The organism is Aerococcus sp. UMB1112A (assembly GCF_030230715.1).
Taxonomy (GTDB): domain Bacteria; phylum Bacillota; class Bacilli; order Lactobacillales; family Aerococcaceae; genus Aerococcus.
The window spans coordinates 140,300-153,808 of the sequence record NZ_JASPDS010000003.1; the positions used below are offsets into that span (position 1 = coordinate 140,300).

Genomic DNA, 13,509 nt, shown 5'->3' on the forward strand with positions numbered 1-13,509 from the left:
TAGTATCGAACGGCATAAAAAACAATATGGTACTTATGCAAAGCTTTAGAGTCAATATTTTCGCATAATTAATGGCTTTAAAAAACATAATAATTGACTTTTATACGATATTCACGCAAAATAAAATTGAATGGGATATATAATTCTTAAATAAAATAAGAACAAAAAAGGCAAAGGGTGATTCATTATGGGTAAAACACAAAAATTTGAGCAAGTAGCCTATTTGTATATTAAGGATCAGATCCTACGCGATAATTGGAAAACTGGCCACCATATCGTTGAAGCTGATATTTCAGATCGTTTGAGTATGAGTCGGAGTCCAATACGGGCTGCTTTGAGCGTACTTGAAGAAGAAGGAATTGTTGAAACGCGGCCTTACCGAGGCTACTTTGTTAAAGAAGCGCCAAATGACGAAAGCATTATTGCCTTAAGAGGGCGTTATGCGCTCATTCTCTGGTTCCGCCTGCTCGACCGCATGGTAAAGAACCAAACAGATGGGGCTGTAATCAAAGAAGAATGTGACCAATTACTAAAAGGATTAAAGCAAGCCTTCAACGACCACAACCGTGAAAATTTTTACAATGGTTTACTAGAAATCCTTAGAACCTTAACCTCACTCGGAGACCACGACTTCTTAGAGGAAGAATGCGTTGAAGCCTGTCGCGCTTTAATTGCTGCGGTCAATGATAGTATGGGCAATGAGGAGAATGATTTCTTCTCCACACAAATTTGGATTCTAATGTATGTCGAGAATATCTCTTACTTAATGACCCACAACCGTTTTGACGATACCCGCGTGATTGCAGAAATGCTTGTCCGCAGTACGTTGAACTGGTTACCAGAAGATATCCAAGACGACTTTGAAAGCCACAGCATCTACGCCTTACGTTAATTCAAACTAGCCCTTGCTTGGCCGAATGCTTCACTCTTGTGACCATTCGGCCTCTCTTATTTATACTTCCTTGTTGAGTCATTGGAAGTCGCAGCTAGAGAGATAATTTGCTATACTTTTAGAGAGAAAGCTTTAATTGAATAATGGAGGAAATGTTATGCCTAAAGCCTTAATAATTTATGCCAGTTTAACTGGTAACACAGAAGAAATTGCCGACGTGATGACTGCCGCCTTTGAAGACCTAGGTGTTGACTGTGAAATGGTCGAATGCACCGATGCTTACGGCGAAGACTTCTTAGACGCAGATATTTGCGTGGTTGCCACCTACACCTACGGCACAGACGGTGACCTGCCCGATGAAATCGTCGACCTCTATGAAGACCTAGAAGAGGTTGACTTGACAGGTAAGGTCTATGCTGCCTTGGGTTCAGGCGACCTTTTCTATGAAAAATTCTGCCAGTCTGTTATTGACTTCGACGAACGCTTGGCAGAAACCGGAGCGACACGCGGAGGTGAATCCGTCAAAGTTGACTTAAACCCAGAAGAAGACGACATCCAAGCTATCGAAAAACTTGCTTCGGAATGCCTTGAATGCTACCAATCTATGAACGCTTAAAAGGAGGCCCTTATGGAGAATTTCAATGAACTACTCGATAAATATGCCCAACTCCTTATCCAAAAAAGTATTCAAGTAGAAAGTCAGGAGAATGTCATGATTTATATTGACATCGACCAAGCTCCCCTGGCCCGTCTACTTGCCAAACATGCCTATGAAGCAGGAGCCAAGCGCGTTTACTTCACTTGGCAAGATGACTCGATAAAAAAAATGGACTACCAATATGTGGCCAGCGAAAATCTAACCACTATCGAAGAGTACACCATCGCTCGCGATAAAGACTTGATTGAAAATAAGAAAATTAGCCGCCTATCCGTCATCTCCAGCGACCCTAACTTGCTAGACGATATCCCTGATGAAAAAATTCACCGAGTTCAAAAAGCCAATAGCCTAGCCTTCAAAGCGCGCAGGGAAGCTACCATGAAAAATGCCATCAAATGGGGAGTTGCTGCAGCCGCTTCTTACGGCTGGGCCCGCCATGTCTTTCCCGAATTAGCGGATGATCCTGAAAGTTGCGTCGACGCTCTCTGGCACGAAATTTTTAAAGCTTGCCGGGTCTATGAAGACGACCCCGTAGCCGCTTGGGACCAACACAAAGATAATTTAGAAAAACGCGCGGCTTATATGAACGACCAACAATTCGACGGCCTCCACTACCTAGCTCCGGGGACAGACCTCTATCTGGGTTTACCTAAGAACCACATCTGGACCTCTGCAGAAAGCCTCAGTCAAGATGGTAAACCTTTTATCGCCAATATGCCGACAGAAGAAATCTTTACCGCCCCAGATACGCGTCGGATGTCTGGCTATGTGCGTTCAACCAAGCCCTTGCCCTATGCCAACACTACCATTAAAGGCATTGAAGTCCATTTTGAAGATGGGCAAATTAGCCAAATTACGGCTGACCAAGGACAAAAGATCCTCGAAGATCTGATTGAAAATAACGATGGAGCGCGTGGTCTGGGCGAAGTCGCCCTCGTTCCTCACCGGTCCCCAATCTCCTTAAGCAATCTCACCTTCTATAACACCTTATTTGATGAGAATGCTTCCAACCACTTAGCTATCGGTGCAGCCTACCCCACCACGGTTAAAAATACGGAAGGAATGTCGGATGAAGAACTTCAAGCTATTGGCTTAAATGTCTCAAATGTCCATGTCGACTTCATGATTGGTTCCGAAGCTATGGATATTTACGGCATCCGCGCAAACGGCGAAGAAGTCCCTATCTTTAAGCAAGGTGAATGGGCCTTCTCAGTATAATCAAGGCTAGTAAAAAGGATGGACAAAAATGACTAAAAAAGCGAAACGCCAAAAATTATATTATCGCTTAAAGGATTTGGAAAATCTCAGTGAACGTGAACGGAAACGTTTGGAGAACCTGACCGTCGATGAAGCCCTCGAGCAATTAGACCACGGCTCACCCAAACTCAATTGGATCTATGTCATTCTTGCAGTGACTGCCATCTTCTTTATTGCTTGGCTCGTTATCGAAAACAATCCACGCCAAGAAGAAATTCCCCCTAATACCATCGATGAAATGACCGAGGAAATCTCAAGTATGCATGAAGAAATCTCATCGCTCGAACAACGAATTTCTGATCTAGAAAGCAAGGCACCTTAAATAATCTAGCCTATAATGAACATAAGCCAGGAAGAAATATTCTTTCTGGCTTTTTCTTTTTGTCTTGCTTTAAGTTTGCGTGTACCGCGTATGCGGAAAGAAGAGGTATTCGTTATCGTTAGGCCTTCACTGTCCAGGATCACCCCCGCATGTGCGGGAAGAAGTTTCACCTACATAAGTCAAGGGCCTTTTGAGCAGGATCACCCCCGCATGTGCGGGAAGAAGAGGGGACCGGCGAGTGGGACATCAACCGTGATGGGATCACCCCCGCATGTGCGGGAAGAAGTCCTCGTCGTGGATGGTTGCAATATCGATGAGAGGATCACCCCCGCATGTGCGGGAAGAAGGCTCGCAGGTTTTAAGGTGGTAGAGATAAGCAGGGATCACCCCCGCATGTGCGGGAAGAAGGCCGCATAGGTCGACTCACTAGGTGTCATCTGAGGATCACCCCCGCATGTGCGGGAAGAAGCCAAAAGCACCACCAGGGTTAAAAAATTATTCAGGATCACCCCCGCATGTGCGGGAAGAAGCCGGGCCATACTTCTGACGCGTCTTCTACCTTAGGATCACCCCCGCATGTGCGGGAAGAAGATGGCCATGATGTCCGCTTCGGTCGCGGCGGTGGGATCACCCCCGCATGTGCGGGAAGAAGGGAATTGTATGTCCCATCTTTTGTCACGGTGGAGGATCACCCCCGCATGTGCGGGAAGAAGTCTTCGTTTTCTTCCTTCAGCAAGCGATTTTCAGGATCACCCCCGCATGTGCGGGAAGAAGCTTCGTCTATCTCGACTAGCCTCATTTCTGTAGGGATCACCCCCGCATGTGCGGGAAGAAGATGAGAAGGCGCTAAAACGCCGCTACAAGCTAAGGATCACCCCCGCATGTGCGGGAAGAAGCACCCTGTATGCTTCCCACTGAGCTATAGTCTGGGATCACCCCCGCATGTGCGGGAAGAAGACAAGCGTTGAAATTTTAACAGAAATTGAGGAAGGATCACCCCCGCATGTGCGGGAAGAAGTTGCATTTCGGCTACTGTCACGGTTCGTTCCTGGGATCACCCCCGCATGTGCGGGAAGAAGTAAGGTTTGTTGGTTGTCCAAACGTCCCTAAAGGGATCACCCCCGCATGTGCGGGAAGAAGATGAGGAAGCCATTAAGCCGCTAGTCAAAACCAGGATCACCCCCGCATGTGCGGGAAGAAGTCCTGGCTTTAGGTGCTGCAATTGGGATTGTGGGGATCACCCCCGCATGTGCGGGAAGAAGACTAAAGAAAGCCCATCAAATCAGGCTTCTTTTTTGATCCCTCGGCCATTTTCATTCACTTTAAAAAATCCCCCATAGTTACTATAAGCCATCTTAGTCACTTTAACCAGTGATAACCTCATGCCTTATTCAATCCATAATTTTCTTGAGATAAAGTTCCACGCCATCACAAGGAAGGTAGCTAGGACTTTGGCTAGGAGGTAAAAGATGCCGAGTTTTTCAACGAAGGCCCACATAAAGAACTGGTTGAGGATCAGGCCTACCACTGACAGACTGACAAACAAGAGCAATTCCTGGACCCGCTCTTCCTTAGAAAAACGACTCACAAAAACATAGCGCATGCTGGCAAGATAATTAAAAATCGTAGCGACAACAAAGGCAATCCCCGCTGACAGCAAGTAGTGGACATGGCCCCATTCAGTAAGGCCCGTTAATAGGGCGAAGTCGATCACTGTGGCAAGGACACCGATCAAGCCAAAGCGAATGATTTGTTGGATAATTTTTTGCACGTTAGATCCTCTTTTCTCAAACTTTTACAATAAAGTTATTTTAGCATATCCTTGCTGATCTCTTATGACATTTAGCAAAGTCTTAAAGGAAATTTTGCTATACTTAAGCTTATAGACTAAGTTGGAGGCAGAATTTTCATGATTATTTCTTTTTTCAAAAAGCATAGAGCTCTCAGCCTAAGTTTTACTTTGGCTTTGACCATTCAACTTGCGATTTACTATCGTCTAGGTATCACGCCTTTTGGTGATAAATCTCTCCTGGTGACGGATATGAATGGTCAATATATTGCTTATTTTTCCTATTTGAAGAATGCCTTATTGGGGCAGGATAGCTTTCTTTATTCTTTCTCTAAGACCATGTCCGGCAACATGATTGGGCTGACTAACTACTATCTGCTCAGTCCATTCAACCTCCTCTTCCTCCTCTTTCCGCTCAAGGCCTTTCCCCTGGCAATCACTCTTATTACAAGCTTAAAGATGGCGACAGCTAGCGCCTCGATGACTTGGCTGATGGCGAAGCGCAAACTCCAAACTTGGGCTGCCATTGCCTTGGGATTAGCTTACGGTCTGTCGGGCTACCTCATCGTCTACCAACAGAATATTATGTGGCTCGAGGCTTGCATCCTTTTCCCTCTATTAATTGATGGGCTAGACCGTTTGTTCAGCCAAGGCAGGTGGCACTTTTATACTCTGATTTTGGCCCTAGCCATCCTTAACAACTATTATATGGGGGCCATGCTCTGCCTTTTTTCTCTCTTGTATTTTATTTGTCGACTTTTGAGCGATTTTGCTTTCTCCGGAAGCTGGCAGGAAGCCAAGGTCCGCTTTAAAGCTTTCTTATCAGCTTCTCTCCTAGCTGGCGGTTTATCCTGTCTGACACTTATCCCAAGTTTTTTCTCCCTTCAAGGAGGTAAAGCAGGTCTAGACCCTAGCCAACTGATCGATTTTCATAGTCAGTTTTCTTTTTTAGACTTCGCTAGCAAGTTCTTTATCGGAGCTTTCCAAGCTGGCGATACCAAGTCTGGCTTGGCCAATGTTTTTGTAGCTAGCCTCATTCTTTTAGTCAGTGTAGCTGGGCTATTCAACCCAAGCATTGCCCGCTCTAAAAAAGCCAGAGGGGGGCTTCTACTCTTTAGCCTCTACCTATCCATGAAATATTTCAATCTAAACTTAATCTGGCATGGTTTCAATGAGCCCACCTGGTTTCCCTTCCGCTATAGCTTTCTCTTCACTGGTCTTATAGTCCTAATGGCAGCTGAAGAAATTAAAGCGAGCAACTTTTCTTGGCGACGCTATGTCGCTAGCTTAGCCATCCTTCTTGGGCTTGGGCTTCTTATTAGCCGCCAGAGCTACGCATATCTAGAGTCAAGCGATATCTTAACAAGCCTGATCTGCCTAGGAATAGGGCTAGGCCTTCTCTTAGGTCAAGCTTGGCTGCGCTACCGACCAGGTCAGTTATTCTTCAGTTTCGGGCTGGTCCTGCTCGTTGCTTATGAGGTTTTCAGCAATGGCTATTACACACTCAATAAAATGGCCTACCAAGACGCCCAGGATTTTAGCCAGTTCGTTTCACGCTATCAAGAACCTATTCAGCAGCTTCAGTCCCAAGACACCGGCTTTTACCGTCTAGAAAAGAACCGACACTATGCTAACAACGATCCCCTCTTGCTCAACTATCCCGGCCTTTCCCACTATAGTTCTAATGAGACAGCCGAGGTCATCGAGCTCATGGGTAAGCTTGGCTTCCATGACAATGGCAATTGGGCCCGTTTTGCTTACGGGTCAACTTTGGCAGCTAATCAGTGGATGGGCTTACGTTACCTACTCAGCGACTACCCCTTGCCCAGTCTAGGTCAGGGAGAAGAACTGGACCAAGTCCTTATCTATAAAAATCCTCAAGCCTTCCCCCTCGCTTACGAAATCGATTGGCGAAAAACTTTTCATAACCAAAGCCAACCCTTTGCTTTTCAAAATGAACTTTTTGCCTATACCACTGGAATTAGGGACTACTATCAACCCTTAGCAGCTAGACAAGTGACTGTTCATTTGGAGAATGTACACGCTGTTGAAGCAAACGGCCAAGTCAACTACTCCCAAATTGATTCCCATAAACCGGGCAAGATCCACTACCAAATCACCAAGACCCCTGACCAAATGGTGAACTACCAATTCAAAGGTCAGTCTGGTCAAGGCCTGAAAATTTATCATGACCAAGCCTTTAGCCACATCAACCTAGATAAGAAAAATCATACCCTCCACACTTATGACCAGAAAACGGCCAGCGTAGACATCACCGTTAGCTTCAACGATGATATAATTGCAGATCCTAAGCCTGACTTTTATCTCTCTAGCCGGCAAAGCACAGCAGCCATGGCCCAACTTGCTCAAGGTCGAGCACTAGAAATTGAAGCCTTTTCGCCCACTACCATCCGAGGGCGAAGGAAAAACTCAGACGATGCCTCCCGTCTCTTTCTCAGTATTCCCTTCGATAAAGGTTGGCATGCCTTTGTCGACGGCCGCTATACGCCAGTCCACCGGGAAGCCCATTACTTCTTGGGAGTCGACCTGCCGGCAGGTTCCAAGCTAGTCCAGTTGATTTTTATCCCGAGAGGCCTTATCTTAGCTGGCATCAGCAGCCTAGTCAGCTTCCTAATCTTCTTGAAAACCCTACATGGGAAAAATAAAAATTAATAAACATCAAATGACTAACTCATCCCAGTTATTCATTGTATAATAGAACAAGCTTAACGTATTTATGGAAGGAGATTTATTCATGGTAAGTGCTCACGAGCAAGCCATTATCATTCCCTCACTTGATCCGGACCAACGTTTACTAGACTTGGTCAAAAATATTCGCCAAGGCCACGATAGCCAACTCTTTATTGTCGTTGTCAATGATGGAAGCGACGCCTCCTATGACAACTACTTTGACCAGCTCAAGGACTATCCTCGTCTTAAAGTTTTAAAACATGAGCAAAATTATGGAAAAGGTCGGGCCCTTAAGACGGCCTTTCGTTACTTGTTGGATGAGCAGAGTCAAATCTCTTCCGCAGTGACGATTGATTCAGATGGTCAACACACCTTTGAGGATATGATGGCTTGCCTAGAAGAGGCCCAAAAGCACCCGGAAGCCTTTATCTTTGGCGCCCGTCACTTTGGTGAAGACGTGCCCTTAAGAAGCAAATTTGGTAATATTATGACCCGCAAACTGCTCCGCTTTTTAACAGGGATGAATTTAGAGGATACCCAAACCGGCCTCCGGGTCATTCCCAGCCAGTATTTTGAGCCACTACTCGACGTGGAAGGCGACCGCTTCGAATATGAAATGAATATGATTCTCTTTGCCAAGAAACACCAGATTCCAATTATCGAGGTGGGCATTTCAACCATTTATCTGGACGACAACGCCTCCTCCCACTTCAAGGTGCTCCGGGATTCCTTTGCCATCTATTCTATTTTCTTGAAATATATTGCGGCTTCCCTGGTCTCCTTTGTAATTGACCTAGCTTGCTTTGCACTCTGTTTAGCTGTTATCGGGCACCAGGACTTCACCGCCATCACAACAGCGACCGTCATTGCCCGCTGTATCTCCGCCCTGGCTAATTATTTGATGAACCGACTCGTCGTTTTCAAAGCCAATTCAAGACAGAGCCTGCTCAAGTACGGCCTCCTCGTCATTGTCCAAATGCTGTCGTCTAGTCTACTAGTGACAGCATTTAACCACTGGCTCCCCGCCCTTCCAGCAACACTAATTAAGCTCTTTGTGGACGCTTTCCTCTTTATCCTTAATTACCACATCCAAAAACACTTTATTTTCCCTACAAAGGAGGACGTGAATGGCCTTTAGTTTCTTTATCCTAGCGACTGTGGGGATCTGCCTCAGTTTAAAACGCTGGGCAGGCTTCGCCCTTGAAAGCACGCTGATTTTAACCATTAGTTTGGAGACCTGCCTGTTCTTCCTCTTTGCCCTCTGCCAGGCGCTAAGCCTTGGTTTCTACCTGGTCACCATCCTTGGCTGCCTGACTTTACTGGTCCACCTGATCCAGTATCTCCGCCAGCCAACCATCACTTGGCCGAGGCGCCAGGCCCCACAACTTATCTTTTGGGGGCTTTTTCTTATTTATAGCCTTGCCCTAGTCGGAACGCATTTTACCCATTATGATAATTTCTCTCACTGGGCACGGATTGTTAAATTTATTACTTTAGAAGGTCGCCTAGTTCAAAATGGGGACCAGTTCATGAGCTTCACCTCCTATCCGCCTGGCAGCGCCCTCTACTTGGGCTACTGGATGCAAAGTCTCCCGCTCCGTGACGACCTCATGCTCATCGGCCAAAACTTGATCAATTTTTCCTGCGTTTGGCCCCTGGTCGGCCTGGCGAGTGCTTCTCAGAAAAAACAGGGTCTTGCGAGCAGTATAGCTCTAGTTTTTATTGCCCTTTTGAATGCCTTGGACCAAGGTGCTGGACACATCCTATACACCTCCCTCTTGGTCGACTTCCTCCTACCCCTAGTGGCCTTGGCTGCTGTGACCAGCCTTTACCGCCACCGCCAATATTTCGGTCAAATGAGCCTGATTACTGCAGCGATGACCAGTTTTTTTATCCTGATTAAAAATAGCGGCATCTTCTTTGTGATTGTCATTATCCTCTACTATGCTTACCTCGTTTGGACAAGGCACCGGGCCTGCTTTAAAGTTGGACTCCTTACCAGTCTCTGCCCCTTCCTCCATCTCGGCTTATGGAACCATTATGTGAGCCAGACCTTCAACCAAGTCAGTAAGCACAGTGTTAATTTAGCAGCCTATGAAAAGATCCTTGGAGAGAAGAGCGTAGCTGATATCCAGGCCATTACAAGCCGCTTCCTCCATTATTTCTTAAAGACCGAAGTCGCCAGCAACCAAACCCTCTATCTCTTCCTGGCCCTCTGCGTCTTGGGTCTCTTGCTTGGCTGGTTGAGGCGGAGGCCCACGCAACGGATAATAGGCCTTATGCTGGCGATTCTCATCTTTTATATCGCCAGCCTCTATGCCATGTACCTCTTCTCTATGCCCCTAGCCGAAGCCATGCGCCTAGCCAGTATCCATCGCTATATGGGAACTATCCTTTGCTTCCTCTATGGCCTCCTCTGCTTCAGCGCCCTAACGACATGGTACCAAGAGCCCCAGCTTTTTGCCAAACCTGTCACAAAAAGCCTGGGTTTAATCCTAGTTTTATTAGCCCTTGTAAGTCATGGGCACAAGCTCACAGAAATCTATAACTTAGATGACCAGCTTGTATCGGACACAGTTGCTGTAGTCGGCCAAGGAACCCGCTATCACGAGGGCGACTACCTCCTAGTCGATAGTCGACAGGACACCACCTATTTACAGTTGATGACCTCCTACTATCTCTATTGCGATCAAACAGGAATTAGCCGGCCCTATGACTATCCCAACCAAGAAGCCAGCTTCATCCAAATGCTCGAGGAACCAGAAGCCGTCATCTATCTTAGGGACCTTGATCATTTTGACGAAAAATTCACCAAGGTCTACGGTTTCCGTCCCCAAGCCCAAGTCTACGACCGTCAAGTACTCATTCAAGCCCGCCAAGGCTCCTAAGAGAAAAAGCATCTGCCACTTCTTCAGAAAAAGGCAGATGCTTTTTACTTATCTATGCATTCCCTAGCGGCAAGCCCGGATACTGTCCTTGAACCAAGCTTTGAAGCGGTCCCGGTCAATCCAGGTAGGGACCGTACAGTTCACAGGGCGGTCCGTCTTATGGTCCAAATCTACCACAGTTTGTCCGTAGGTTAGCGAACTTCCTAGTTCCACTTCCACATTACAGTCTACGGTCTTAAACATATCCGGTTGAAGCAGGTAAGCCACTGCGGTTGGGTCATACATGGCCAACTCGCCATCCCGTTCTTGCGACCGGTAGGCTTTGAGCATGCCATAAACCATCCGACCGGCTTCATTGACCTGGGCTAATTCTTCGGCTTCTGCTGCCCCAATAGTTGCGATATAGCCAATGTCTAAGCCAACCATAGTCTTTTTGATCGGCGCATTGAAGACAATTTGAGCCGCTTCAGGATCGGTCCCAATGTTGAATTCATCCATGACATGCTTGTTCCCTCGGGTGAAAGAACCACCCATGATAATCAATTCCGCAATTTTTTCGCGAACTTCTGGAAACATCGTCAAAAGCAAGGCCATATTGGTTTGGGGCCCCACTGCCACAATGGTCACAGGGTCTTCAGCTGCCAATAAGCAATCACGCATGGCCAGGACCGCATGTCCCTCTACTAGCTCATCCATGCTTACCTCAGGGAAGTCGTAACCGTCCATCCCCGATTCCCCGTGCACTTCAGAAGCATCAGTAAAGGCAGTCAGTAATGGTCCTTTATTTCCAGCTGCAACAGGAATCTGCCGGTCAAAGAAGTGAACCAACTTCAGGGCATTACGAGCTGTCTTCTCCCAAGCAACATTACCACCAACCGTTGTAATCAGGTCCACCTCAATATCCTCAGCATTGAGCAAAATTGACAAGGCAATGGCATCATCAATACCCGGATCTGTATCAAAAATCACATGTTTTACCATGATAAACCTCCTCTTAACTTATTTCAGTCCCATTATAACCCAAAATAGAAGCGCTTTCACCATTAGCCTATAAAAAGCAGCCGAACTCCGAATAAAGTTTAGCTGCTTCTTGCTTTATTAGTTTTAAATTATTTTCTAAAACATGCCGGTCCGTCCTTGTCCCAGGTTAACATAGATATTCTTAGCTTGGGTATAGGCATTGAGAATCATCTTATGGGTTTCACGACCAATGCCGGAATCCTTGTAGCCACCGAATGGCGCTCCTGCTTCAAAGGAGTTGTAGGTGTTAATCCAAACCCGACCGGTCCGGACACCGCGAGCTACCTTGAAGGCAGTATTCAGGTTAGTAGTGAAGACCCCGCCCCCTAAACCATAATCTGATTCGTTGGCAATTTGGATAGCTTCATCTACATCCTTAAATTTAATGACTGTAGCAACTGGCCCGAAGATTTCTTCTTGAGCAACCCGCATGTCATTCTTAGCCAGTAAGAGGGTTGGTTCATAGTAGTAACCCTTGTCTAAGTCACCAGAAGTCACAGCCCGGCCGCCGGTTAAGAGTTCTGCCCCCTCATCTAGACCGATTTGAACATACTCATCGACTTTCTTGTGTTGGGAAGGATTAGCTTGGGCACCGAGTTGAGTTTCCTTGTCCCATGGCAGACCAATCTTAACTTGTTTGAACTCTTCAACCAAGCGTTCAATAAATTCGTCGTAAATGCTTTCTTGGACAAGAATCCGTGACCCTGCTGAGCAAACTTCACCCTGATTGAAGAGGATACCCAATTGAGCTCCTTCCAAGGCTTGTTCCATATCCATGTCCTCAAAGAAGATATTCGCAGATTTCCCGCCGAGTTCAAGGGTGGCTGGAATGAGGTTTTCTGCTGCTGCAATCCCGATATCGCGACCAACAGCTGTTGACCCTGTGAAGGCTAATTTATCCAAGCCCTTGTGGTGTTTGAGATAGTCACCAGCCTTAGAGCCACGGCCTGTAATAACATTTAAGACACCCTTAGGCAAGATCGGATTAATTAACTTGGCTAATTCTAGTAAGCTGAGCGAGGTATCAGAAGCCGGTTTGATGACGACCACACAACCTGAAGCTAAGGCAGGGGCTAGTTTCCAAGCAGCCATCAGGAAGGGGAAGTTCCAAGGAATAATTTGACCAACAACCCCAATTGGTTCGCGGATAATCATTGACATGGTGTCATGGGTCAGGAATTTCACTTGGTCTTCTTCGCTCCGGATAACTGAAGCAAAGTAACGGAAGTGGTCAGCTGCAAGTGGGATATCAGCGCCAGAGGTTTCACGGATTGGTTTCCCATTATCCAGGGTTTCAATCAGGGCTAAACGCTCAGCATTTTCATCAATTAAATCCGCAATTTGGTTTAAGATAGATGCCCGTTCTTTAACATCTGTTTGCCCCCAGGTCTTGAAGGCTTCTTGGGCAGCCTCTACCGCACGGTCAACGTCTTCATTGACTGCATCCGTGATTGTCGCAAGGTGTTCTCCGTTAGCAGGACTGATCACATCGATCCGATCCGAGCCTGCCCCCTTCGTCCATTCGCCATTAATGAGTAAACTATAATCTTTTTCTAAGTTTAAATCTTTAATTTCCATTGGCTACCTCCATCTTCAAATTTAAGTAACAAGCTAAGTTTAGTATAAAATAGAAACGCTTTCTTTTCAATCTTAATGCTTAGTCGAAAATTATCCCCCAATTTCTTGCCAGTTGGGATTGACAAATTAGAAATCAGCCCCTATAATATTAAAAAATATAAATATTCTAATTATTTTATCATTTTAGGGAGAGTAAGTCTTTTAAAGGTTCAAGCGAGCAGGAGTTGGTGGAAGTCCTGTCCTTAAGAAGAGTGAACGCGCCTGAAATTATTGGCTCATAAGATAAAGGGCCCGCCTCAGAGCGTTATCTGTTTAAGCTGACCAGGCCCTGGCTTGGTCAATAGAGTGGTACCGTGGATTAGCTCCGCCTCTTTTTTGAGAGGCGGATTTTTTTAATTTGTTAGGAGGAAGGAA

At 46.2% G+C, this 13,509-nt stretch carries 10 protein-coding genes and 1 CRISPR repeat array; of the genes, 7 read left to right on the forward strand and 3 right to left on the reverse strand.

Translation table 11 applies throughout. The annotated features are described in order from the left end of the window. Positions 1–187: 187 nt before the first annotated feature. The 4 genes from QP860_RS02830 to QP860_RS02845 all read left to right on the forward strand — a co-directional run bounded on the left by QP860_RS02830 (position 188) and on the right by QP860_RS02845 (position 3,129). Positions 188–892, forward strand: coding sequence for a winged helix-turn-helix domain-containing protein (locus tag QP860_RS02830; RefSeq protein ID WP_070616437.1), 705 nt, complete (start codon positions 188–190; stop codon positions 890–892). A gap of 157 nt (positions 893–1,049) precedes the next feature. After that, the gene (locus QP860_RS02835) at positions 1,050–1,508 is read left to right on the forward strand and encodes a flavodoxin (protein WP_067974583.1); all 459 of its coding nucleotides are present in this window, start codon (positions 1,050–1,052) and stop codon (positions 1,506–1,508) included. Between the two features lie 12 nt (positions 1,509–1,520). Next, the gene (locus tag QP860_RS02840) at positions 1,521–2,768 is read left to right on the forward strand and encodes an aminopeptidase (protein ID WP_284912144.1); all 1,248 of its coding nucleotides are present in this window, start codon (positions 1,521–1,523) and stop codon (positions 2,766–2,768) included. A 28-nt stretch (positions 2,769–2,796) separates the two neighbouring features. After that, positions 2,797–3,129, forward strand: coding sequence for a hypothetical protein (locus tag QP860_RS02845; RefSeq protein ID WP_083294258.1), 333 nt, complete (start codon positions 2,797–2,799; stop codon positions 3,127–3,129). A gap of 136 nt (positions 3,130–3,265) precedes the next feature. Continuing rightward, positions 3,266–4,391: direct repeats of the CRISPR family, unit length 28 nt; unit sequence GGATCACCCCCGCATGTGCGGGAAGAAG. A 125-nt stretch (positions 4,392–4,516) separates the two neighbouring features. On the opposite strand, the gene QP860_RS02850 is transcribed toward QP860_RS02845, so the two are convergent. Further along, positions 4,517–4,900 (reverse strand): GtrA family protein, encoded by a 384-nt coding sequence (locus QP860_RS02850; RefSeq protein ID WP_070616433.1) that lies wholly within the window; start codon positions 4,898–4,900, stop codon positions 4,517–4,519. 138 nt (positions 4,901–5,038) lie between these two features. On the opposite strand from QP860_RS02850, the gene QP860_RS02855 reads away from it, so the two are divergent. From QP860_RS02855 to QP860_RS02865, 3 genes are all read left to right on the forward strand, one after another. Then, positions 5,039–7,591: a YfhO family protein gene (locus QP860_RS02855; protein WP_284912145.1), complete on the forward strand. Its 2,553-nt coding sequence runs from the start codon at positions 5,039–5,041 to the stop codon at positions 7,589–7,591. 82 nt (positions 7,592–7,673) lie between these two features. Further along, positions 7,674–8,747 carry a bifunctional glycosyltransferase family 2/GtrA family protein gene (locus QP860_RS02860; RefSeq protein WP_070616429.1) on the forward strand — a complete coding sequence of 358 codons (1,074 nt, stop codon included), beginning with the start codon at positions 7,674–7,676 and terminating at the stop codon, positions 8,745–8,747. After that, positions 8,737–10,497, forward strand: a complete 1,761-nt coding sequence (locus QP860_RS02865) for a hypothetical protein (RefSeq protein ID WP_284912146.1) — start codon at positions 8,737–8,739, stop codon at positions 10,495–10,497. The genes QP860_RS02860 and QP860_RS02865 overlap by 11 nt, the downstream gene beginning before the upstream one ends. A 63-nt stretch (positions 10,498–10,560) precedes the next feature. On the opposite strand, the gene QP860_RS02870 is transcribed toward QP860_RS02865, so the two are convergent. After that, on the reverse strand, positions 10,561–11,478 hold the full coding sequence (locus tag QP860_RS02870; RefSeq protein WP_284912147.1) for a nucleoside hydrolase: 918 nt from the start codon (positions 11,476–11,478) through the stop codon (positions 10,561–10,563). 135 nt (positions 11,479–11,613) lie between these two features. Continuing rightward, positions 11,614–13,095 carry an aldehyde dehydrogenase family protein gene (locus tag QP860_RS02875; protein WP_070616423.1) on the reverse strand — a complete coding sequence of 494 codons (1,482 nt, stop codon included), beginning with the start codon at positions 13,093–13,095 and terminating at the stop codon, positions 11,614–11,616. Positions 13,096–13,509: the final 414 nt, after the last annotated feature.